This is a genomic window from Streptomyces sp. NPDC031474 (assembly GCF_055581185.1).
Map to the genome: position 1 here is coordinate 25,516 of NZ_JBVIJX010000033.1, position 21,951 is coordinate 47,466.

At 70.8% G+C, this 21,951-nt stretch carries 22 protein-coding genes; 12 read left to right on the top strand and 10 right to left on the bottom strand.

Annotated features, from left to right (window positions below):
• Window positions 1-52: 52 nt before the first annotated feature.
• Complete coding sequence (locus ACZ5SK_RS43935) at window positions 53-499, top strand: ATP-binding protein (RefSeq protein ID WP_361709556.1); 447 nt, start codon at window positions 53-55, stop codon at window positions 497-499.
• Between the two features lie 18 nt (window positions 500-517).
• Here the strand turns inward: ACZ5SK_RS43935 and ACZ5SK_RS43940 are convergent, their stop codons facing one another.
• Window positions 518-1,261: an SDR family oxidoreductase gene (locus ACZ5SK_RS43940; protein WP_334577922.1), complete on the bottom strand. Its 744-nt coding sequence runs from the start codon at window positions 1,259-1,261 to the stop codon at window positions 518-520.
• A 109-nt stretch (window positions 1,262-1,370) separates the two neighbouring features.
• Here ACZ5SK_RS43940 and ACZ5SK_RS43945 point away from each other — a divergent pair, with 109 nt between their 5' ends.
• Complete coding sequence (locus ACZ5SK_RS43945) at window positions 1,371-2,210, top strand: LysR family transcriptional regulator (RefSeq protein ID WP_334577921.1); 840 nt, start codon at window positions 1,371-1,373, stop codon at window positions 2,208-2,210.
• A gap of 18 nt (window positions 2,211-2,228) precedes the next feature.
• On the opposite strand, the gene ACZ5SK_RS43950 is transcribed toward ACZ5SK_RS43945, so the two are convergent.
• The 3 genes from ACZ5SK_RS43950 to ACZ5SK_RS43960 are packed head-to-tail and all read right to left on the bottom strand — an operon-like array spanning window position 2,229 to window position 4,049.
• Window positions 2,229-2,747: a GNAT family N-acetyltransferase gene (locus ACZ5SK_RS43950; RefSeq protein ID WP_334577920.1), complete on the bottom strand. Its 519-nt coding sequence runs from the start codon at window positions 2,745-2,747 to the stop codon at window positions 2,229-2,231.
• Window positions 2,744-3,259 carry a hypothetical protein gene (locus ACZ5SK_RS43955; RefSeq protein ID WP_334577919.1) on the bottom strand — a complete coding sequence of 172 codons (516 nt, stop codon included), beginning with the start codon at window positions 3,257-3,259 and terminating at the stop codon, window positions 2,744-2,746. Before ACZ5SK_RS43955 ends, ACZ5SK_RS43950 begins: the two co-directional genes overlap by 4 nt.
• Window positions 3,260-3,314: 55 nt before the next feature.
• Complete coding sequence (locus tag ACZ5SK_RS43960; protein ID WP_334577918.1) at window positions 3,315-4,049, bottom strand: class I SAM-dependent DNA methyltransferase; 735 nt, start codon at window positions 4,047-4,049, stop codon at window positions 3,315-3,317.
• Window positions 4,050-4,264: 215 nt separating this feature from the next.
• Here ACZ5SK_RS43960 and ACZ5SK_RS43965 point away from each other — a divergent pair, with 215 nt between their 5' ends.
• A complete protein-coding gene (locus tag ACZ5SK_RS43965; RefSeq protein WP_334577917.1) occupies window positions 4,265-5,746 on the top strand; it encodes an RICIN domain-containing protein in 1,482 nt (493 codons plus the stop codon).
• A gap of 204 nt (window positions 5,747-5,950) precedes the next feature.
• On the opposite strand, the gene ACZ5SK_RS43970 is transcribed toward ACZ5SK_RS43965, so the two are convergent.
• Window positions 5,951-6,634: a response regulator transcription factor gene (locus ACZ5SK_RS43970; RefSeq protein WP_334581213.1), complete on the bottom strand. Its 684-nt coding sequence runs from the start codon at window positions 6,632-6,634 to the stop codon at window positions 5,951-5,953.
• Window positions 6,635-6,793: 159 nt separating this feature from the next.
• On the opposite strand from ACZ5SK_RS43970, the gene ACZ5SK_RS43975 reads away from it, so the two are divergent.
• The gene (locus ACZ5SK_RS43975; RefSeq protein ID WP_334577915.1) at window positions 6,794-9,616 is read left to right on the top strand and encodes an AAA family ATPase; all 2,823 of its coding nucleotides are present in this window, start codon (window positions 6,794-6,796) and stop codon (window positions 9,614-9,616) included.
• Between the two features lie 31 nt (window positions 9,617-9,647).
• On the opposite strand, the gene ACZ5SK_RS43980 is transcribed toward ACZ5SK_RS43975, so the two are convergent.
• Both ACZ5SK_RS43980 and ACZ5SK_RS43985 read right to left on the bottom strand, forming a co-directional pair.
• Window positions 9,648-10,517, bottom strand: a complete 870-nt coding sequence (locus ACZ5SK_RS43980) for an SDR family NAD(P)-dependent oxidoreductase (protein WP_334577914.1) — start codon at window positions 10,515-10,517, stop codon at window positions 9,648-9,650.
• Window positions 10,518-10,638: 121 nt separating this feature from the next.
• Window positions 10,639-11,211, bottom strand: coding sequence for a TetR/AcrR family transcriptional regulator (locus ACZ5SK_RS43985; protein ID WP_361709572.1), 573 nt, complete (start codon window positions 11,209-11,211; stop codon window positions 10,639-10,641).
• Window positions 11,212-11,531: 320 nt separating this feature from the next.
• Here ACZ5SK_RS43985 and ACZ5SK_RS43990 point away from each other — a divergent pair, with 320 nt between their 5' ends.
• A complete protein-coding gene (locus ACZ5SK_RS43990) occupies window positions 11,532-13,736 on the top strand; it encodes an eCIS core domain-containing protein (RefSeq protein WP_334577912.1) in 2,205 nt (734 codons plus the stop codon).
• Between the two features lie 96 nt (window positions 13,737-13,832).
• Window positions 13,833-14,207: a hypothetical protein gene (locus tag ACZ5SK_RS43995; protein ID WP_334577911.1), complete on the top strand. Its 375-nt coding sequence runs from the start codon at window positions 13,833-13,835 to the stop codon at window positions 14,205-14,207.
• 47 nt (window positions 14,208-14,254) lie between these two features.
• Here the strand turns inward: ACZ5SK_RS43995 and ACZ5SK_RS44000 are convergent, their stop codons facing one another.
• A complete protein-coding gene (locus ACZ5SK_RS44000; RefSeq protein WP_334577910.1) occupies window positions 14,255-14,578 on the bottom strand; it encodes an AzlD domain-containing protein in 324 nt (107 codons plus the stop codon).
• On the bottom strand, window positions 14,575-15,288 hold the full coding sequence (locus ACZ5SK_RS44005) for an AzlC family ABC transporter permease (protein WP_334577909.1): 714 nt from the start codon (window positions 15,286-15,288) through the stop codon (window positions 14,575-14,577). Before ACZ5SK_RS44005 ends, ACZ5SK_RS44000 begins: the two co-directional genes overlap by 4 nt.
• Before the next feature lie 68 nt (window positions 15,289-15,356).
• Here ACZ5SK_RS44005 and ACZ5SK_RS44010 point away from each other — a divergent pair, with 68 nt between their 5' ends.
• Complete coding sequence (locus ACZ5SK_RS44010; protein ID WP_334577908.1) at window positions 15,357-15,932, top strand: helix-turn-helix domain-containing protein; 576 nt, start codon at window positions 15,357-15,359, stop codon at window positions 15,930-15,932.
• A gap of 85 nt (window positions 15,933-16,017) precedes the next feature.
• On the opposite strand, the gene ACZ5SK_RS44015 is transcribed toward ACZ5SK_RS44010, so the two are convergent.
• A complete protein-coding gene (locus ACZ5SK_RS44015; protein ID WP_003974443.1) occupies window positions 16,018-16,221 on the bottom strand; it encodes a cold-shock protein in 204 nt (67 codons plus the stop codon).
• Between the two features lie 296 nt (window positions 16,222-16,517).
• Between ACZ5SK_RS44015 and ACZ5SK_RS44020 the strand changes: the two genes are divergently transcribed.
• From ACZ5SK_RS44020 to ACZ5SK_RS44040, 5 genes are all read left to right on the top strand, one after another.
• The gene (locus ACZ5SK_RS44020; RefSeq protein ID WP_334577907.1) at window positions 16,518-17,375 is read left to right on the top strand and encodes a menaquinone biosynthetic enzyme MqnA/MqnD family protein; all 858 of its coding nucleotides are present in this window, start codon (window positions 16,518-16,520) and stop codon (window positions 17,373-17,375) included.
• Between the two features lie 82 nt (window positions 17,376-17,457).
• The gene (locus ACZ5SK_RS44025; protein ID WP_468577752.1) at window positions 17,458-19,236 is read left to right on the top strand and encodes a serine/threonine-protein kinase; all 1,779 of its coding nucleotides are present in this window, start codon (window positions 17,458-17,460) and stop codon (window positions 19,234-19,236) included.
• A gap of 33 nt (window positions 19,237-19,269) precedes the next feature.
• Window positions 19,270-20,034 (top strand): prepilin peptidase, encoded by a 765-nt coding sequence (locus tag ACZ5SK_RS44030; RefSeq protein ID WP_457494689.1) that lies wholly within the window; start codon window positions 19,270-19,272, stop codon window positions 20,032-20,034.
• Between the two features lie 72 nt (window positions 20,035-20,106).
• The gene (mqnC, locus tag ACZ5SK_RS44035; protein WP_334577904.1) at window positions 20,107-21,306 is read left to right on the top strand and encodes a cyclic dehypoxanthinyl futalosine synthase; all 1,200 of its coding nucleotides are present in this window, start codon (window positions 20,107-20,109) and stop codon (window positions 21,304-21,306) included.
• A 7-nt stretch (window positions 21,307-21,313) separates the two neighbouring features.
• Entirely contained in the window at window positions 21,314-21,919 is a 606-nt protein-coding gene (locus ACZ5SK_RS44040) for a hypothetical protein (protein ID WP_334577903.1), read from the top strand.
• Window positions 21,920-21,951 lie beyond the last annotated feature (32 nt).

Here is a 21,951-nt window from a genome sequence, read left to right on the forward strand (position 1 = left end):
GTCGTCAAGTCGCCCCTGGCCAGGGTAGATACAACCGGCCACGCTGAGTCAGGTGAACTCCGAAATCTCCACCCAGATCTCCACCCGGAACGCTCCTCCCGGTGAACTGACCCTGCGTTTCAGCTCCACCCCGCGCGGTGCTCGCCTGGCCCGTCGGCTCACCGCGCAGCAGCTCACGGACTGGGGATACCCGCATGGCGGCGACGCCAACTACACGGCGCAGCAGGTCGTCGCGGAGCTCGCCGCCAACGCCGTCACGCACGGACGGGTGCCCGGCCGGGACTTCGAGCTGAGGCTGCTGCTGCTCGGGGACGACACGCTGCGTGTCGAGGTGAGCGACACCCGAGGGGACCGGCAACTGCGGATCGTCACGAACCCGGAGGAGGAGGGCGGCCGGGGCCTGATCCTCGTCTGGGTGCTGGCCCGGACGTGGGGAGTGGCGGAGCGGCCCGTCGGAAAGACGGTCTGGGCCGAACTGCCGCTCGCTCAGGGCAGGTAGCCGGAGGCCACCAGTACGTCACCAGGGCACGACCCCGCTGTCGTCGAACAGCTGACCGGTGGGGCCGTCGTCGGGCAGGGTCGCCAGCCGGACGGCGATCGCCGCGCCCTGCTCCGGGGTCCGCGTGCCGCTGAACCCGTTGAGGTCGGTGGCCACGTAGCCGGGGCAGGCGGCGTTGATCAGGAGGTCGGCGCCGCTCAGCTCCTTGGCGTACTGGATGGTGACGGCGTTGAGGCAGGTCTTCGTCGGCGCGTAGGCCCCGCTGATCCCTCCGAGGTCGACGCCGGGTGTGGTCTGCAAGGTCAGCGAGCCGACATGGCTGGACTGGTTGACGATCCGCGGGTGCGCCGAGCGGCGCAGCAGCGGCAGCATCGCGTTGGTGACCCGGATGACGCCGATGACGTTGGTCTCCAGCAGCCGCCGCACGGTCTCCAGGTCGACGGTCGAAGGCTCCTCGGGCCAATCCCCTGCGACGCCGGCGTTGTTGACCAGTACGTCGAGGCGTCCCGCTCGCTCCTCGATCAGTCGCGCCGCGGCACTCACGCTGTCGTCGTCGGTCACGTCCAGCGGCACGCCGAACGCGTCGACGCCTGCCGCGCGCAGCTTCGCCACGGCGTCCGTCCCGCGCCGCTCGTCACGGGCGCCGACGCCGACGCTCCAGCCCAACGCGCCCAGCCCGGCCGCGATCTCGTACCCGATTCCCTTGTTCGCGCCGGTGACCAGCGCGACCGTCTTCTCACTCATGTCGCTCACGTTGCTCATGCCAGCGAGCATGGCCGGGCATCGGCCGGGCACCAACACCCTCTCGGCAGTGCAGCAATACCCGAACGACATCGATCGCCCGACCGGCCGCCGAAGTTACTGTGCATGTATGGAGATACGGGAGCTGCGGTACTTCGTCGCGATCGCCGAGGAACTGCACTTCGGCAAGGCCGCCGAGCGTCTGGAGATATCCCAGCCGCCCCTGTCCCGCGCCCTCGCCCGCCTCGAACGGCAGCTCGGGGTCACGCTGGTGGAGCGCACCAGCCGCAAGGTCACGCTCACCGAGGCCGGGGCCGTACTGCTGTCGGAGGCGCGCGCGATCCTCGGCGCGGTGGCGGCGGCCGAGCGACGCACCCGGCAGGCCGCGCAACGGCGTCCCCGCCTCGTCCTCGCCGTCAAGTCCGGCACCGCCGGCGAGTTGCTGGCCAAGCTCCTCGACGCCTACCGCGCGGAGCCCGGCGCGGCCGACGTCGATCTGTTGCTCTGCGAGGCGCACCAGCACCAGAAACTGCTCCAGGACGGGCAAGCCGACGTGGCTCTGCTGCACGCGCCCTTCGACTCGGCGGCCGGACTCGACACCGAAATCCTGCACACCGAGGGACAGGTGGCGATCCTTCCAGCCTCTCACCCGCTCGCCGGCCGCTCTGCGGTTCGGACGGCCGAGGTGAGCGCGCTGCCGGACCTCCCGATGGCCCGCTGGCCCGGCCCTGGCGGCGGCTATCCCGAGGGACCAGGGGCGGAGGTGCGGAACCTGACCCAGCTCTTCCAGCTGATCGCGCTCGGCCGTACCACCGTGATCGTGCCCGAGTCCGCCGGCGCCGACCTGCGCCGTGACCTCGCCGCGATCCCGGTCCTGGACGCTCCGCCCGTGACGACGTTGATCGCCTGGCCACCGCAGAGCCGACTGCGCGCGGTCGCCGACCTGGTCCGCGTGGCGGCAGGTCTGTGACCGTTCTCGGCCCCTCGCTCAGGGCGCGTCGTCCCGCAGCACGCTGTAGGACACGGCGTCGCGCCAGCGGCCGTCCCGGAACACGACGCTGCGCAGGACGCCCTCGCGGGTGAAACCGGCTTTCTCCAGCGCACGTTGCTCGGCGAAGTTCTCCACGTCGGTGTTCGCCTCGATCCTCATGACGGGCGTGTGCGCGAACAGGTAGCGGGCCAGGAGGCGTTGGGCCTGGGTGCCGACGCCGCGCCCCTGCGCCTGCGGCAGCAGTTGGATGCCCGTGTTCCAGCAGTAGGAGTTGGGCGCGGTGACGACCTTGCGCCAGGCCACGAAGCCGTGCGCCTCCGCGCCGGACGTCACCATCAACAGGCCGCCGTCGTCGGAGAGCATGCCGTTCTCCGCCCACCGCCGCCTGAAGCGCCCCGGATCCCCCCACCCGAACCACGAGAACGGCCCAGCGGCCTCAGGATCAACCAGAAACACCTCCAGCACCGCCAGATCGCCCTCCCGAACAGGCCCCAACCGCACCCCGCCATCACTCATCCCGCCACGCTAGCCGTCGCCCGCTGCATCACATACGAGTTCCCGGCGTCGGGATCGCTGTAGAAGAAGAACAGCACCAGCTTCTTCTGCGGATTGCGATCGACGAAGAAGCGCCACGTGTACGTCGCGGGCGCCTCGGGCGACGCCGTGGGCGCCGGTGTGGCGGCGCGGGTCGCGACCGCCGTCCGGGTCGTCATGGCGAGGTGGAGCTCCTGGCCTTCGGCGTCGTCGGTCAGTTCCCAGGTCCCCGTGCCGGTGACGCGCCACGCGTCGTCGAAGTCCCATTCCTGGCCGTCGAGTTGCCGGAAGGCGGCCGTCCCGTCCGGGCGGAGCGTCAGTCGTGTTCCTTCCACGCACTCCCAGGTCCCCGCGGCCTCGGCCGCTGTGGCGTCGTGCAGCCCCGTGCCGTTGTAGTACTGGTAGGGGCCTGCGAGGCCGGCGGTGCACGCGCTCAGCAGGACCGTCGACGCGACGCACGCCGCGAGTGCCGCACCTGCGAGGGGCCGTCTCATGCGGACATCCTCGCAGAGCTTTTGAACGTGTTCAACTCAAGTGCGGCGCCTGGCCCTACTCGTCCGCTTCCGCGGGCCGGCGGGCGATCAGGAACGCCTGGGGCACCGCCTCGCCGAGCTCGGGCTCCGGCTCGCGTACGGTGCTCGATCGCATCGTGAAGCCGGCCGACGTCAGCAGGCCGGCCATCTGCTCGGGGCGGCGGCGTTCGAAGTCGAGGGCGACCGGGTGGCCCCAGGGGCGGTCGTGGCGGCGGGGCTCGTCGCCGACCTGGAAGGCGAGGAGGAGATGCCCGCCGGGCGTGAGGACGCGGTGGAACTCGGCGAAGAGCGCGGGGAGTTCGTCCACAGGGGTGTGGATGGAGGAGTAGAAGGAGACGACGCCGTCGAGGGAGCCGTCCGCATGCCCGTCCAGCTTCAGCATCGAGCCCTGCTCGAACCGGATCCCGGGGTTCTCGCGCCGCGCGATCGCCAGCATCGACTCCGAGAGGTCGAGCCCGGACATGTCGAGCCCGAGGGAGGCGAGGCGCCCCGTCGTCCGGCCGGGGCCGCACCCCAGGTCGGCCACCCGGCCACCCTCGCCGACGAGTTCGGCGTACGCTGCGAGCACGGCCCGCTCCAGCGGCCTCGCGACGAGTTCGGCACGGAAGCGCTCGGCGTAGTCCTCGGCGATGGCGTCGTAGAACGTGCGGGTGGCGGTCACGAATCCCGGGGCGGGGGGTGTCGTGCTTCCGTTGGGTTCCGTGATGGGTGCCGTAATGGGTGCCGTGGTGGGGGCTGTCGTGTCGGTCATGGGGCGGGACCCTAGTGGGCGCCACCGACAACCGGGTGCGTTCCAAGCCACGCCCTGGGCCACGGTGTCCTCGCCCGCGCGGCTGCCCGCCGGGATCGAAGCTCCGCGGGCCCGCCCGGCCCGGCCAGGGACCTGGCCTCCCGTGCCCGTATAGGCAGGGAACGCTGCCCCATGGCCTATGACCGGCGCTTGGTGCGTCCGCGTAGCGTCGCGGCGTGATCCTGTGGACTTCCCTGGAACCCGCCTCCGCAACCGTGGACCCGGGCGACACCACCACCGTGCGGCTGCGGCTGCGCAACACCGGCGAGGTCGTCGACGAGTACCGCTTCGAGGCGGTCGGCGACATCGCACCGTGGACCACCGTGGAACCGGCCGTGCTCCGGCTCTATCCAGGGACCACGGGGACAGTGGAGCTGACGTTCGCGCCGCCGCGCACACCCGACGCGACAGTGGGCCCCAACCCGTACGCCGTACGCGTCACGCCGACCGAGTATCCCGAGGCGGTCACCGTCCCCGAGGGCAACCTCACCATCACCCCGTTCAGCGAGGTCCGCGCCGAACTGGTGCCGGCCACCGTCAAGGGCCGCTTCCGCGGACGGCCCAGGCTCGCTGTCGACAACCTCGGCAACACCCCCCTGACGGCGTCCGTCAGCGGCAGCGACAACGGTGACGAACTGTCGTACGACATTGTTCCGGGCAGCGTGCAGATCGAGCCGGGCCGTGCCGCGTTCGTGCGGGCGACGCTCAAGCCGCGCCAGATCATCTGGTTCGGCTCGAAGCAGCGGCGCCCCTACACGCTGACCGTGCAACGGTCGGGGACGACGCCGCTGGAGGTCGACGGCACCTATGTCCAGCGGGGGATCCTGCCCGGCTGGCTCGCCACCTCCTTGGGCGTCGCCCTGGCACTGGCCATCACCTTCGTGATGCTCTGGATCGCGTACACACCGCAGGTTGGCACCGCGGCCGTGGAGCAGCTCCGGCAAGCCGGCGTCAGCGCCCTGCCGCCGCCCGACGCCAAGGAGACCGGCGTGGCCGGCGAGCCTTCGCCGCCCGGCTCGGAGCCGACCGCCAAACCGCCGTTGGAGGAAGCTCCCGAAGACTCTCCGCCGCGCGGCGGAGGCGGCGGCAAGGAAGGCGGGGGAAGCGGCGGAGGCGGAGCCACCGCCCCGACCACCGAGAAGGAGACCGGCCGGCGGACCGTGGACAACGTCCTGCTCAGACTCAGGTCGGTCAAGCGGTGCGCGGACGTCCCGGGCGTGGCCGAGCCCGAGCGGGGCGATCTGGTCACGGTGAAGACCTGCGATCCGAGCTCCAGGGAGAACGAACGCTGGAACGTCGAGGTGGTGGAACCGACGGGCGGTCCCGGAGACACCGCCCTCTTCCAGATACGCCAGGTCAAGGGCGGGCTCTGCATGGACCTCAACGGGTCGGGGGCCAAGCCCGCGGCCAGCGCGGTGTTCACGTATGGCTGCAATGGAACCACCGAGGACAACCAGCTGTGGTGGCTCGACCAGCAGGACGAGGACACCTACTGGATCCGCAACTTCGCCAGCCACGGTGCCTGCCTGGACATGGGGGGCACCAGCGTGGCGGGGAACCCCGACAGGCTCCTCATCAGGGATTGCGTCGAGGGCGAGGCCCAGAGGTGGCAGATCGTCAACCCGACCGTCCCGAACTGGACGATCGTCCACCCCTGAGATCCTCCTCCGGTTCACCGCGGCCGACGGCGGCGTAGGCCGCGGTGACGACGGCGCGGCGGATCAACCCGCCGGCCGGCCCGAAGTCACGGCGCACCCGCCCGGGTCGTCGTCCGCCGCACAGGGCACCCCGGCCCACTTCGGGTGAACGCCTCGTCGGTGGCCCGCAGACTGGTGGTCAGCCGTGCATTTTTGCCCTCGCGGTCAGATGAAACCCTGTCGCATGGCATAGGCCACGGCATGTGCCCGGTTGCGCAGGTGAAAACGGGTGGTCAGCCCGTGCAGCACGTTCTTGACGGCGCGTTCGGAGTACGCGAGCTTCGCTGCGATCTGCGGGTTGTCCAGTCCCTCGGCGACCAGCCGCAGAACGTCCGCCTCGCGTGCCGTCAGCCTCGTTACGGAAGTGCCGGTGTCTTCCGCGGCGCAGCGCCGGAGCGTTTCCACCTGACTCATCAGCCGGCCGAGCAGATCGGCGGGCAGGTCGCCGTCGCCCCGCGATGCCGCGATGACGGCCTGCGACAGCCGCTGTGCGGTCGCCTCGTGGCGCCAGACGACGGCTCCGACACCGCACTCGATGACCGCGAGGAGTTCACCCTCCCGAAGTGCGCTCACCACAAGGACGGTGCGTGCGCCTTCGCCGCGCACGAGTTGGCGCAGCCGCGCGAAGGTCGTCTCGTCCGGTGTCTCCTCGACCAGCACTGCCACGGCCCCGGCCCCGGGCCGGGCCTCGTCACGAAGGTCGATCAGCGGATGTTGCCGCAGCTGACTGACCACCCCCACCTTGGAGATGAGGTCCCGCGCGTGGACCACGACACCGATCCGGTACCCGGAACCGTCCGGTTCCCTGCCCGTGGTCCCTGCCGAACCGATGTCCGAGGTGCCCGACATACCGCTCACTTCGCCCCTGTGTGCCTCTGTGGCTTGCCTTACAAATTCATGACTGACGAACGGCGTTCACATTTCTGTACCTGTCGCGCACGGACAATCGTGGAGAACCACGAGGCGCGCGGTGTCGACCACGGCACTCCACGACAGCAGGAGGCAGTCATGCCGGTAGCGGAGCCCCTTCTCGAGCGCGAGGCGGGCCTGGCGACCGTGGCCGCGGAGGCAACGCGTGCCTGCTCCGGCTCAGGGCGCCTGGTGCTGCTGAAGGGCGCAACCGGCACCGGCCGCAGCGCGCTCCTCGAAGCGGCGGCCCGGCACGCCGCCGCCCAGGGCATGCAGGTGTTGCGGGTTCGCTGCTCGACCGAGCCGCTCGCCCCGCTGACCGCGGTGTGCCAACTGCTCAGCGATCGCCCGGAGTTGGCGTACCCCGTTCTGGATACCGCGGACGCCGGCAGCGCCGACCCTGCCGCGCACCGGGAACGGGCCACGCGGCTGTGGCGTGCCCTGCTCACCTGGACGGAGGAGGCGCCGCTGTTCATGGCCATCGACGATGTCCACCTGGCCGACAGCACATCGCGCGGCTGGCTCGTCGAAGCGGCCCGGCTGGTGGAGCGCCTGCCGGTGCTGCTGGTGGCGACCGAGCGCAGCCAGTACGACGTCGGGCTGCCCGCCCCCGGCCTGGATCGCGCGCTCTCGCCCGGCGTCGTCCGCACCCACACCCTGGCCCCGCTCCGCGCGAGCGCGTCGGCGCGGCTGGTCCGTGCGGCCGTCGGCAGTGCGGTTCCCGATGCATGGGTGGACGACATGGTGCGGGCCGGCGCGGGCAGCCCGCTGTTCCTGCGGGCCCTGCTGGACGACCTGCGCGGGCAGGGCCCGAGTGCGGCAGGTCTCCCGGAGTCGTGTGCCGCCCTGTATTCAGGCGCCTTCCCGGCGGCCGTCTCCTGGTGGCTGGAGTGCGCCGGCGCCGGATCCGCGGAGGTCGCGCGGGCGCTCGCCGTCGTGAACGGTCCCGACGGCGGTCATGAGGACGGCGACGGCGGTCTGCTCGCCGCCATGACGGACTCGGATCCCTCCAGGGTCCGCGGCTGGCTCACCGCCATGACCCACCTGGGGCTGTTGCGTCCTGATGCGGAGGGCCGCCCCCGTTATGCCCACCCCCTGCTGCGTGACGCGGTACTGAGCGGCTGGTCCGGCGACCTGCGAGGCGCGTCCCACGGCAGGGCGGCCGAAGCGATGCTGCGCAACGGCGCGAGTACCGAGGCTGTGGCGGGACAGCTGCTGTCGGCGCCCGCGCCCGTCGGCGCCTGGGCCGCAGATGTCCTGCTGGACGCCGCGGCGCGTGCGGTCGGGGAAGGCCGTACCGCCGACGCCGTCACCCTCCTGCGCCGCGCGCTGGGCGAGGCACTGCCGCCGGCCCGGCAGGCCACCGTCCTCACCCAGCTGGGGTCCCTCGAATTCGCCGCTTTCCCGGCGGCGGCCGGCATACCCCGGCTCACCGAGGCCACCCGGCTGTCCGACGAGCCCCGCAACCGGGCTCGCTCGGCGATCGCACTCGGCACAGCACTGGCCGGACGGGGAGAGGCACGGGCGGCTCTGACCGCGCTGGCCTCCGCGGAGGAGAAGCTGGCGGCCGAGCCGGGGCTGGCAGCCGCGGTGCGGAGCGTGTCCATGCTGGTGTCCGACCGGGACCAGGCCCTACGGCGCGAGATGTACGGCCGGTTGCGTGCGGAGGCGGGGCGCGCGCCCGAGTCGGCGGATCCGGTCGGGCGTGCGCTGGCGACGCAGTACGAGTCGACCGCCGGGCTGCTCTCGGCCAAGACCGCACTTGCCCGGGTCCGGGACCTGCTGCGGGAGCCCGTCGATCCCCTGGCCGAGTGCATTCTCGTCGCGGCGGCCGCGGTGGTCGCCCTGTGGGCCGACGAACTGGACGAGGCGGAGCGCCTGGTCCGGCGTGGCCTGGCCGAGCAGCGTGCCTCGCTCCTGCATCCCGTGCACTCCACCCTCCTGAACATCCAGGCGGAGATCTTCGCCGCACGTGGCGACTACCCGGGCCTCCTGGCCGAGCTCGATTCACGCCGGGCCGCCGGAGCCGGCGCCCCGGGAAGGCCCGGGCACACGGAGGTTCTCGCCGTCGTCGCCCTGGCCGAGACCGGATGTCTGGAGGAGGCCGTCGCGCTCGCGGACCGCTGCGATCCGAGGGACGCATCCGACTCTTGGGAACGGCCCGTCCTGCACTTCGCGCGGGGGCGCCTGCGCGCGGCGTGCGACGACCCGGTCGGCGCGCTCGAAGACTTCCTGGAGTGCGGGCGGCGCCAGTCGGCCCGGGATGTGGTGAGCCCGATCGTCACCCCTTGGCGAACCGCCGCGGCCGAATGCCTGCTGACCCTGGGCAGAACTGACGAGGCCGTCGCGCTGGCCCAGGAGGAGATGGGCTTTGCCGAGGTCTGGAACACGCCCCGCAGGCTGGGCCGCTGCCTGCGCGTTCTGGGCACCGCCACCGGGGGCCGGTACGGCCTCGAACTGACCGACCGGGCGGTGCGGTTGCTGCGGGACACCCCGGCCGAGACGGACCTGATTCAGGCACTGATCGCCCAGGGCCGTCAACTGGCCGCCACCGGAGAACGGACCCGGGCCCGCGACCCGCTGCGCGAAGCGGCCGACCGAGCCGGACGCATCGGCGCGGTCCGCCTTCGTGCCCTGGCCGAGAACGCCCTGCGCGAGTGCGGCGCCCGCCGCCGCACCACACCGCCCGGCGGGCAGGCCGCCCTGACCGACAGCGAACGCCGCATCGCCGAACTCGCCGCTGCGGGCCGCACGAACGCCGAGATCGGCGAGCTTCTGCACCTGGCCCGGCGCACCGTCGAAACCCATCTGACCAACGCCTACCGCAAACTCGGCATCCGACGACGCACGGAACTACCCCGTGCACTTGACCGGTTGCTGGTGGATGCCGGCATGGGAGTCGGGTTGCGGGCCGTTCGGTGAGGGAAGCGGCGGGGATACCGGCCCCGCCGCCTCACAGGGGTGCCAGTTGGCGGCTGAGCCTGAGGACGTTCTCGACGGCCCGTGGGTCTTCGGCGCCGCGTGGCACGGGAACCGGCACGGTCTCGGGCCCGATGAGTATCCCGGTCTGCCCGTTGAGGGAGGCATCAGTGGCGGCGAAGACGGACGACCGGGCGGCCACGGAGGCAGGGGCGGTCGTGGAGCGTTCGAACTTCCGGCGTACCAGTGGCCACAGAAGACGCAGCGGCGGGGAGACGATCTTCGGTGAGGTCATGGTGCCGTTCGTCATGGCGGTCGCTGCGCCGCCGGGGTCCGCGGCGAAGACCGCCACTTGGGTGCCGCGAAGGCTCTCGGCCAGGTGAAGGGTGTAGACAAGGTGGGCGAGCTTGGCCCGGCCGTACCAGTGGAACCCGTAGTAGCCGCCCGGCGGTTCCACGGAATCGAAGGTGCGCTTGGCGAGGCTGACCGCACCGGAGGTGACGTTGACGATCCGGCTCGGTGCGCCCGCCCGCAACTGCTCCAGAAGCAGTTCGGTCAACAAGTAGGGCGAGAGATGGTTGACGGCGAAGGACGCCTCGACGCCGTCGACGCTCTGGTGGCGCCGGTCGAACATCGCGCCGACGTTGTTCACGAGCACCCGCAAGGGGCCCTCGGCGGCCAGTTGCGCGGCCAGGGCCCGTACCTCTTCCAGTGAGGCGAGGTCGGCCGCCACGAAGCATGGCGCCGCTCCGGTCGCGACCGACGCCACCTCCTCGACGGCGCGCGCACCGCGCTCGGCGTTTCGGCCGACGACGGTGACGGCATACCCCCGCTCCGCAAGCCCTTTCGCCGTCTCCAGGCCGATGCCTCCGGTACCCGCCGTTACCACTGCTCGCGCGCTCATGGATCTGCTCCCTGCATGGCCACAAAGAATCGGATAGCTATCCGTTTTTTCGTGGGCATGCTACAGCAACCGGATTGGTATCCGTTTACCCATGAGGCCGCCCGGGACGGCTGCCGCCGTGTCAGCGCGGCGGGCGGAGCCCTTCCAGCAGAACCCCGAGATACAGCTCGCGGGGTTCCCCGTCCCCGGAACGCACCGCGTGCTCCACACCGCACAGCAGGCGGCGCACATCGTCCGCCTCGACACCGCTCCGGATCGCGCCGGCCAGCCGGGCCCGGTCGAGCAAAACGGCTACCGCTTCATCGAGCTCGGCCTTCATCTCCGAGGTCTGGGCGCGCGCATCGCCCGCAGACGACAGCACAGTCGCGAAGTCGGGATCGTCCAGCGCGAGGTCGAGCGTGAACCGCAGCAGTCCGCGCAGCCCCTCCAGCGCGTCCGCAGCCGAGGACGCTGCCCGAGCCTGCTCCACCAGTTCCCGGAAGCGTTCCACCGAGAGCGCCTCGATCAGAGCGTGGCGGTCGGGGAAGTGCCGGTAAACCGTGCCGACGCCCACCCCGGCGAGCCGGGCGATGAGGTTCAGCTGCAACGAGTTGTCACCACCGGCGACCTGATCACGTGCGACCTGCAGAATCCGGGCCCGATTGCGCGCGGCATCGGGCCGCAACCCCGCCTCTTGCCCCGATCTCGCCGCCACGGCCCCAGCATAGGCGGGCACCCCGCCATGAGAGTCATCTGGGCCTCTGGCGGCATCCTCCGCACCGCGGGAGACCTCGGACGGCCCGCCTCCAGCAGGAGGGGTGTGACCCGGATGCGCGTCAAAGGGGAGCCCGCTGTGGCGCGTTCGCCAGGCGCCAGGCGCTCCGAGTTCCGGCTGTCGTGCGGGTGCCGGGGGACGGGGAACAGCCAGGCAGCCCTGACTTGCCCTCCATGCCGCCCTCTTCGCCCTTGCCGCAGCAATGGCGACCCAGCAGCATCAGGGTCTGATCCGTACGTGGCCACAAAGAAGGAGACACCATGCACGCCGACCGGCAGCGACCCGTCGGAGATCCCGATCGCGGCCAGGGGCTTCCTCGGCGTGCAGTCCAGTTCCCGGCGACCGCAGCCCCCCAGCAGGCCGCCCGGCACACGGGGGGCCTGTCGCCCGCCGCCGCACTGTCTCTCCAGCGGGCGATCGGCAACGCCGCGGTCGCCCGGCTGGTGGAGTCGCAGCGCCATCAGCACAGTGCGGACTGCGGTCATGGCCCGACCGTGCAACGAAGCGCCCCTGACCAGACCGTGCAGCGAGACGCCCTGGACCGGGTGGATGCCGTGACGCGGACCTCGGGCAGTCCGTTGCAAACGGACGTCAGGCGCCGGATGGAGAGCGACTACGACGGTGAGGACTTCAGCGACGTCCGGGTCCACGTCGACCGCAGTTCGGCCGAGGCCGTCGGTGCCAAGGCATACACCACGAAAACCCATCACATCGTCTTCCGCAGCGCGGCCGACATGGACGACCACACCATGCGTCACGAGTTGCAGCACGTCCGCCAGCAACGAGAGGGGGGCGTTCCCTCGGGCATCAGCGACCCCACCGACGCCTGGGAGCGCGACGCAGAGAGCGCGGCGACCAAGCTGGGGCAGAGGCCGGCACCCATCCAGCGTTCCACGACCCAGGAGCAGAACCACACTCCGACCCCGGGCGTCGCCGTCCAGCGGATGCCACCGAGCCGCTCGCGAAGCGAGGAGAGACGCTCGCGAAGGGAGGAGAGACGCTCGCGAAGGGAGGAGCGACGCGGCCGGAGCGGGTCGGACTGCCGGATCGAAGGATTCGGCAGCGGGGCCCAGGTGAGGGTCTCCAGGTCCTCCAGTCCGCCACGCTCCCCCCACGAGGAGACCGGGTCGACGATGAACACCTTCTGGAACGAAGAGTCGGTTATCGGGAACCAGGCGGGGGTTATCCGGAACGAAGGGGCGGTTATCCGCAATCTGGGGCGGGTTGTCCCGAACCAGGGGCCGGTGATACATGACGAGACTGAGCCGATGATTAACAACTACCGGAACGAAAGGTCAGTTATCGGGAACCAAGCGGGAGTCATCCGGAACCAAGGGACGGCTACCTACAACCTAGGGCCGGTTGTCCGGAACCAAGGGACGATGACACATGACGAGACCGAGCCGATGATTAACAACTACCGGAACGAAGGGGCGGTTATTCGGAACCAAGGGGCGATGATATATCATGGCGGTCTGTATACCAGAAACTTCTCCGGGAGCGCCATAAACTCGGGTGAAGGGAATCTGTTCTTCGCGAACACCTTCAACCTGTTCGACCGGCACCCCGCCGGCGACCCCAACTGGAGCCAGGAACCCAACTGGGAATTTAACGCCCACATGACAAACAGCCGTGGACGGAGACGGTTCTACGGAAACTCGTTCAACACGAGCCGCAGCGCCATCAGATTCAACGGTGGAGACACGGGCGGCGGCGGGGCCATCCGCTACAACGGTGGAGACACGGGCGGCGAGTTCATCACACCCCACAGTGGGGAGGATGTGATCCGCGAAAATGCCCTCAACACGGGCGGCACACCCCTCACGTTCAGCGGTGGCGAAGATGCGTTCGCTGGAAACACCTTCGACGCGGGCGGCGGGGAAATCCAATACAACGATGGAGGGGGTGTGTTCTACGGAAACTCCTTCAACCCGCGCGGCGGGGAAGTAGCCGGCACGACCTTCCATATGTCGTCCGGCATCGAACAATCCTCCCGCGAGGGTGCCATGTCCCCTCCAACAGCCATGCGCGAAGAATCCCGAGCGCACTGGCGAACGGTCTTGAACTTCGACGGCGACTTCACAGTGGAGGGGAACGCGTCGATGTTCATTGGGAACTTCTTCGACGCCGGCCACTACAACGCGCGGAGCCGGCAGCAAGAGGGCCGCAGTGGTGAGCAAGGTGCCGACTACGCCGCGGGCGAAGCATTTCCCGACTATGCACGCGAAGACTTGTATGTCGGCAACGTGTTCAACATCCGAGGTGGCAGCATCACCCTCTCCGGTGGAGTCTACTTCCGCAACTCCTTCACGGCGGAGAGGATCATCATCCGAGGCAACGCAGTGTTCGTGGGCGGCAACTCGTTCCACGGCGAGGTCGAAGTCGAAAATCCCGACCTGGTAGCCCAGGAAATCCACGTCGGTGACATCGCCGGCGTGCACGCCGATCGGGTCACTCCGCTCTGAACGGGGAGGCCGGGTTGTCCGACGCGGGCTGGGTGGGGTTCTTAAGAGGTGACTCCCTGTCATGTCTGAGGAAGCACAATGAATCGAGGGAAACCGATGACTGTCAGCTCTAAGCTGAAGACCGCTCGAGCGGCTTTCGTTGTGGGGGCTGTGGTTGCTGCTGTCGGCGGGACTGTCGCGCCTGCTCAGGCGGCCACTCCGCACTACTACACAATGTGCAACAACACGACCAACTTCTCCGTGCAGACGGAGTTCGTCGCCTATCCCGGAGAGGGGGCGATTTTCACTGCTTGGCTCAATCCGGGCCAATGCTCGATATGGCTTCCCGCTGAGGATCGGGTGGTGAGGATCTGGGTGAAGAGCGGCAGCGCCAAGCCCGCCCTGGCGAGGCAGTTCGAGTACAAGTACGCCACGGGTGTCGATGTCAACGTCAGGAACTCCAACGACTTCGTGGTCGTCGCCCGCAGTTGATCCCGAGCTTCGGCGGAACGAGCCTGGCCCACCCTGCCTCTGAGGGGCTATTGAGCCGCGCCCAGCGCCCGCAGGGCTCCTGCCGTCGCCGCCGCCCCCAGCACCACCACCGCGAACGGCGCCTTTCGCCACGCCAGTACTCCGCCGGCCAGCACTCCGGCCGGACGCGCCCAGCCGGCGAAGCCGCCGCCCTCGGTGAGCGCGCCCGTCGCCAGCAGCGCGACCAGCAGGACCACCGCCCCGGCGGACAGCAACTCCTGTACCCGGGCAGGCAGTTCCACCCGCCCGTGCAGCACGGGGCCGACCAGCCGGAGTGCGTACGTCCCCAGCGCCAGCGCCAGGATGAGGATCAAGGTGGCCGTCGTGCTCATGCCGCTGCCCTCCCCTCGCTGCGGCTGCGGCCGTACAGAGCCAGGCCTGCCAGCGCGAGCAGTACGGGCGCCCCGGCGGGGACGACGGGCGTCGCCGCCAGGGCGAGGGCCGCGCCGAGTGCGGCCGGGCGGCGTAGGCGTGCGTCCGTGCGCAGGGTCGGCAGGACCAGCGCCACGAGGACGGCGGGGAAGGCCGCGTCCAGGCCGTAGGCCGCCGTGTCGCCGAGGGCGCTCCCGGCGACGGCGCCCGCGAGCACGCCGATGTTCCATACGGCGAACAGTCCGACCCCGGAGATCCAGAACGCGACGCGGCGGCGGGCGGGGTCCGGCTGGGCGAGGGCGAAGGCGACCGTCTCGTCGGTCACCAGGTGCGCCCCGAGGAGACGGCTCGCGCGGCCGGGGCCGAGAAGGTCGGCGACCGCCAGGCTGAACGCGGCGTTGCGCGTGTTGAGGAGGAGCCCGGTCGCGGCGGCGGCGAGCGGACCGCCCCCGGCCAGCACCACACCGACCGCGCTGAACTGGGCGGAGCCCGCGTACACCACCAGCGACATCACCACCGGCACCCACACCGGCAGCCCGCCGGCGACGGCGATCGCCCCGAAGGAGACACCCACCACCCCGCCGGCCAGCCAGACGAGTGAACTGTCACGGACGAGGGGCCGGAGCCCGGAGCTCTCCGAGGACGTGGGTGTTCGTTGTGGCGAACGCATGTTCTCTACAATGGACAGAGCGGCCGCTGTTCGTCAAGCCGAACGACCGTACCGATGGAGCGAACGACATGTCCGACCCGGCGTCCCCGCCCCCCTCCCGCCTGCCCCTGGACTGGATCGCCGCCGCCCTGCGCCGCGAGCGCACTCGTGCCGGTCTCTCCCTCTCCGAGCTGGCCAAACGCGCCGGCATCGCGAAGTCCACGCTGTCGCAGTTGGAGGCAGCGAGCGGGAATCCGAGCGTGGAGACGCTCTGGGCGCTGGGCGTGGCGCTGGGCGTGCCGTTCTCCGTGCTCGTCGAGCCGCCCGTCTCGGCCGTCCGGGTGATTCGCGCGGGGGAGGGGCCGACGGTCGCCTCGGATCGGGCGCCGTACGTCGCCACGCTGCTGTCGGCCAGCCCGCCGGGCGCGCGGCGGGACATCTACCACCTGCGGGCCGAGCCGGGCGCCGCACGGGAATCGGACCCGCACATTCCGGGCACGGTCGAGCATCTGATCGTGAGCACGGGACGGGTGAAGGCGGGCCCGGTCGGGGAACTGGTGGAACTGGAGCCGGGGGACTACCTGACCTACCGCGGGGACGTGCCGCACTCGTACGAGGCGCTGGCGCCGGGCACGACGTTCGTACTGGTCATGCAACACGTGTGACCCCGCACAGGCAGGAGCCCCGTGCCGTATGGCACAGGGCTCCTTGGGTACTGCTCTCAGACTTGCGATGTCACGGGTGCGAGGATCAGACGGGGGTGACGTTCTCCGCCTGAGGACCCTTCGGGCCCTGCGTCACGTCGAAGGAAACCTGCTGGTTCTCCTCGAGCGAACGGAAACCCTGCGCGTTGATCGCGGAGTAGTGGACGAAGACGTCGGGGCCGCCGCCTTCTTGGGCGATGAAGCCAAAGCCCTTTTCGGCGTTGAACCACTTCACGGTTCCGGTAGCCATAAGCCCTCCTTGGGCCCAAAGGGTTGCCCTGCTCCAGATCCTGCAAGTGTGAAAACAGTGCCGCACAACTGCATACGTCTGAAAACGACGAGAGCCTGCGGTTACATGCTCCGCAGGCTCTGTACTGCAAGGGAAACCAAACTGCAACTTGCGGCGAGCCTAGCATGCAGGCAGCCGAAAGCAATAGAGGTCAAGATCACGTCACCCGGATGTTTGAAGATCGCGAAAATGGGTTGACGCGGAGGGGTTCGGGGGTCGGAGTCCGGAGCGTACCCGAAGGGGTCTAGCCTCGCGATGTGGACAATTCTCGCACCCGGCCGCGCGTCGGCCACATCCAGTTCCTCAACTGCCTGCCCCTGTACTGGGGGCTCGCGAGAACCGGCACCCTCCTCGACTTCGAGCTGACCAAGGACACCCCGGAGAAGCTCAGCGAGCGACTGGTGCAGGGCGACCTCGACATCGGGCCCATCACCCTCGTCGAGTTCCTCAAGAACGCCGACGACCTGGTCGCCTTCCCCGACATCGCCGTCGGCTGCGACGGCCCGGTGATGTCCTGCGTGATCGTCTCGAAGGTCCCGCTGGAGGAGCTGGACGGCGCCCGTGTCGCCCTCGGCTCGACCTCCCGCACCTCCGTCCGCCTCGCCCAGCTTCTGCTGGAGGACCGTTTCGGCGTGCGGCCCGACTACTACACCTGCCCGCCCGACCTCAGCCTGATGATGCAGGAGGCCGAGGCCGCCGTACTCATCGGCGACGCCGCCCTGCGGGCCAACCTGCTGGACGGACCGCGCTTCGGCCTGGAGGTGCACGACCTCGGCGCGCTGTGGAAGGAGTGGACCGGCCTGCCCTTCGTCTTCGCGGTGTGGGCGGCCCGTCGGGACTACCTGGAGCGCGAGCCGGTCATCACCCGCGAGGTCCACCAGGCCTTCCTCGACTCCTGCCGCCTCTCCCTGGAGGAGGTCGGCAAGGTCGCCGAGCAGGCGGCCCGCTGGGAGGAGTTCGACGAACAGGTCCTGGAGCGGTACTTCACCACCCTCGACTTCCGCTTCGGCGCACCCCAGCTCGCGGCCGTGACCGAGTTCGCCCGCCGCGTCGGCCCGACGACGGGCTTCCCGGCGGACGTGAACGTGGAACTGCTCAACCCCCGTTCTGCGTAACCTGCTGTGCAGAGACTTACGGGCTCCTTACGGGGCCTACGGGGTCATGGCGGGTGTCCTTACGGGGGAGGGGTGGACGTCCATGCAGGCGCTCGGAGCCGACGAACCCACGGCCGTGGGGCCCTACCGGCTGCTCGGCCGGCTCGGGTCCGGCGGAATGGGCCGCGTCTACCTGGGCCGCAGCGCCGGCGGCCGCACGGTCGCCGTGAAGATCGTGCACCCGCACCTCGCCCTCGACGAGGAGTTCCGCGCCCGTTTCCGGCGCGAGGTCGAGGCCGCGCGGCGGGTCGGCGGAGCCTGGACAGCGCCGGTCCTGGACGCCGATCCGGAGGCCGCGATCCCGTGGGTCGCCACCGGCTACGCGGCCGGCCCCTCCCTGGCCGCCGCGGTCACCTCCGGCGGCGGACCGCTGCCCGAGACCTCCGTACGGGTCCTGGGCGCGGGCCTGGCGGAGGCGCTCACGACCGTGCACGAGCTGGGCCTGGTGCACCGGGACGTGAAGCCGTCCAACGTCCTGCTGACCGTCGACGGCCCCTTGCTGATCGACTTCGGCATCGCCCGCGCGACCGACGGCACCGCCTCCCTCACCTCGACCGGCGTCTCGGTCGGCTCGCCCGGCTACATGGCCCCCGAGCAGATCCTCGGCAAGGGCGCGTCCGGCGCGTCCGACGTCTTCTCCCTCGGCGCGGTGCTGGCGTACGCGGCGAGAGGGCGGCCCCCGTTCCCCGGCGACTCCTCGGCCGCCCTCCTCTACAAGGTCGTCCACGAGCTGCCCGAACTGGGCGAGCCGGACGGCGAACTCCGTGGTGAGCTGCGGTCGGTGGTCGAGTCCTGCCTGTCCAAGGACCCGACCGCACGGCCGTCGCCGTCCGAAGTGGCCCACCGGCTCGCTCCCGAGGGCGCGGCCCGGCTGGTGGCGCGCGGGTGGCTGCCGGGGCCGCTGGTGGAGCAGGTGGGGCGGAGCGCCGTACATCTGCTGAACCTGGAGGTGACGAGTGCGGGTGAGGGTGAGGGCGCGGGGTCAGGCGTCGGTGCGAGTGCGAGTGCGGGTGCGGGTGCGGCCGTTGGCGTGTCCGGGCCGGTGGGGTTCAGCAGTCCGGCGGTGACGTCGGGGCAACCGGCGCTGACGGTGGGCGAGTTCGGGCCGCCGCCCGTGATGGGCGGGAGCGCCGCCGCCACGCCCGTGGACGGGGCGCCTTCCGTGCCCGCGCCCCGGGACGCCGAGCCGGTCGCCGCCGAAGGCGGACGTCCCGGCAAGGTCTCCGTCACCGTGGCGGCCGGCGCGACACCCGGCGAGGGCGGGCGCGGACGACGGCTGAGCTGCACCGTCGTGCTGGCGGTCGCGGGCGCGATGGCGGCGGTGACGGTCGGCTCGGTGTTCCTGTTCGACCTGCTGCCGAACGGCGACCGTGACGCCGGGAGCTCCGGCGCCGGCGCCTACTCGCCCGCGCCGACGGCCGCTTCGAGCTCCGACGCCGAGGACGGCGGCCACGACGGCACCGCGCCCACCGCACTCCCGGCCCGCTACGTCGGCACCTGGGAGGGCCAGGGCACCGGCCTCGACGGCGCCCTCCCGATGGGCACCTTCCGGGTGACGGTCCAACAGGCCGACGTGGGCAAGAAGGTGGGCGAGCTGCGGCAGACCGATGTGCTCGGCGGCGTCTGTGTCGACATCCTGACGCTGAAGCAGGTGACGAAGAAGGACGTCGTCGCCACCTCCGTCGGGGCGAAGAGCAACCACGCGGGCTGCAATCCGACGCCCCACACGATCCGCCTCACCCCGACCGGCGACGACCTCACCTACACCTCGGACAGCGCGGCCGAGGGCAACCCGGTGGCGCGGATGTCGAAGGTCCGATAGGGGAAGGTCCGATAGGGGAAGGTCCGATAGCGGATGACCACACCTCCCAGTGACCTGACGCTGGCCGCCGTCGCCGCACTCTGGGGCGCCGTGGCGGGCGCGCTGCTGCCACGCGCCGCCTACCGGTTCGCCGTGCCCTGGGAGGAGACGGAGGACGGTTCGGAGGAGGACCCCGGCTGGCGGTCGACCTGCCCGGACGGCCACCCGATCCGGGGGTGGCTCGGCCGGGCGAGATGCGGTCGGCGCACCCCCTCCTACGCCCCCGGCGCCCTCCTCCTGCCCGTTCTCACCGCGCTCCTGTGCGCCGCGCTCGCCGCCGCCACCGGGGTCCGGCCCGAGCTGGTCGTATGGCTGGTGCTCGTGCCGGTCGGGGTGCTGCTGGCCGTCGTCGACCTGCGGGCCCGCCGGCTGCCCGATCCGCTCACCCTCCCGCTCGCGGCCGCCGCCCTCGCCCTGCTGGGCCCGGCCGCGCTGCTGCCCGAGCACGCCGGTCACTGGACGACGGCCCTGCTGGGCGCGCTCGCTCTCGGCGTCGGCTACCTCGTGCTGCACCTCGTCAACCCCGCCGGCCTGGCCTTCGGCGACGTCAAGCTGGCGCTGGGCATGGGCGCCGTCCTCGGCTGGTACGGCTGGGCCACGGTCATGCTGGGCACGCTCGCCGCGTTCGGGTTCGGGGCGCTGTACGGGGCAGTGCTGGCCGTCGTGGGACGGGATGGGCGCAAGGCGACGATCGCCTTCGGGCCTTTCATGCTCGCGGGGACGTTCACGGGTCTGCTGATCGGCGCGTACGCGGCCTGAGGTCCGGGTGGCGAAACGGCTGGCGTAGGCTGGTTCGGTCCGTCCACAACCCTTGACGAAAGGGACGCTCCGGTGCCCGAGAAGGCCGACCTCCAGTCTGTGCTCGACCGTGCCGCGGACGGCGGGCGGATCACCCCGGAAGAGGCCCTCGACCTCTACCGCGACGCCCCGCTGCACGCGCTCGGCGCCGCCGCCGACGCCGTACGCCGCCGTCTGTACGCGGGAACCGAGCACATCGCGACGTACATCATCGAGCGGAACATCAACTACACGAACGTGTGCGTCACGGCGTGCAAGTTCTGCGCCTTCTACGCGGCCCCGAAGGACACCGCCAAGGGCTGGTCCCGCGACCTGGACGACATCCTGCGCCGCTGCGCCGAGACCGTCGAACTCGGCGGCACGCAGATCATGTTCCAGGGCGGCCACCACCCGGACTACGGCGTCGAGTACTACGAGAAGCACTTCGCCGCCATCAAGGAGGCGTTCCCGCAGCTGGTGATCCACTCGCTGGGCGCGTCCGAGGTCGAGCACATGGCACGGATCTCCAAGGTGAGCGTGGAGGAGGCCATCTCGCGGATCCACGCGGCCGGTCTCGACTCCTTCGCCGGCGCCGGCGCGGAGCTGCTCCCCGAGCGCCCCCGCAAGGCCATCGCGCCCCTGAAGGAGTCCGGCGAGCGCTGGCTGGAGATCATGGAGACCGCGCACAACCTGGGCGTGGAGTCGACGTCGACCATGCTGATGGGCACCGGCGAGACCAACGCCGAGCGCATCGAGCACCTGCGGATGATCCGTGACGTACAGGACCGGACGGGCGGCTTCCGCGCCTTCATCCCGTACACCTACCAGCCCGAGAACAACCACCTGAAGGGCCGCACGCAGGCCACGCTCTTCGAGTACCTGCGGATGATCGCCATCGCCCGGCTGTTCATGGACAACATCCGGCACATTCAGGGTTCCTGGCTGACCACGGGCAAGGAGGTCGGCCAACTCTCCCTGCACTACGGCGCGGACGACCTCGGCTCGATCATGCTGGAGGAGAACGTCGTCTCCTCGGCCGGCGCCAAGCACCGCTCCAACCGGCTCGAGATCATCGACCTGATCCGCAAGGCGGGCCGCGTTCCGGCCCAGCGCGCGACGACGTACGAGCACCTCGTCGTGCACGACGACCCGGCGAACGACCCCGTCGACGAGCGGGTCATGTCCCACATCTCGTCCACGGCCATCGCGGGCGGCACGGCCCACCCCGAACTGAAGCTCCTCACCTCCAACTAGCCTTCGTATGCTGACGATTCACGCCGACTCCAGGGGCCGGGCGCTCGCCGTCGACGGCGCCTGGATCGCCGACGCCGGGCCGCTGGAGGAACTCGTCGCGGCTCATCCGCGCGCGCGGGTCCGTACCTGGCCCGGCATCCTGACGCCCGGCCTGATCAACCTGCACGGCAACGAGCTGCTGGAGGAGGCGTACCACCCGGATCCGCGCGAGGCCGACCTGCTGGGCACCGCGCCGCTGACCGGGGACGCGCTGGCGGCGCTCACCATGGACGATGTCCGCTGGGGCGCGAGCGTCCGGCGCGGGGTACAGCGCATGCTGGCGCACGGCACGGTCCGGGCGGCCTGCGAGGAACTGCGCAACCGCGCGGTGCGGGACGCCGTGCACCGCTCCGGCCTGGCGGTCATGGGCCGCATCGGGCGCCCCGGCGGGACCCCCGCGCTCGACCCGTACGCCGCCGGGCTCCCGGTCGAGTTCGCGCCGCCACGGGAGCGGCACTCCGCAGCCCGGTTCGCCGTCTTCGACGTACAGGACGAGACCGAGCTGACGGAGCGCGGCGCAGCCACGTGCGTGGCCACGGTGGTGGAGGGCCGCATCGTCTACCGGCGACGGTAGACGGGCGGTGGGCGGCGGGTCGCAGGGAGGGT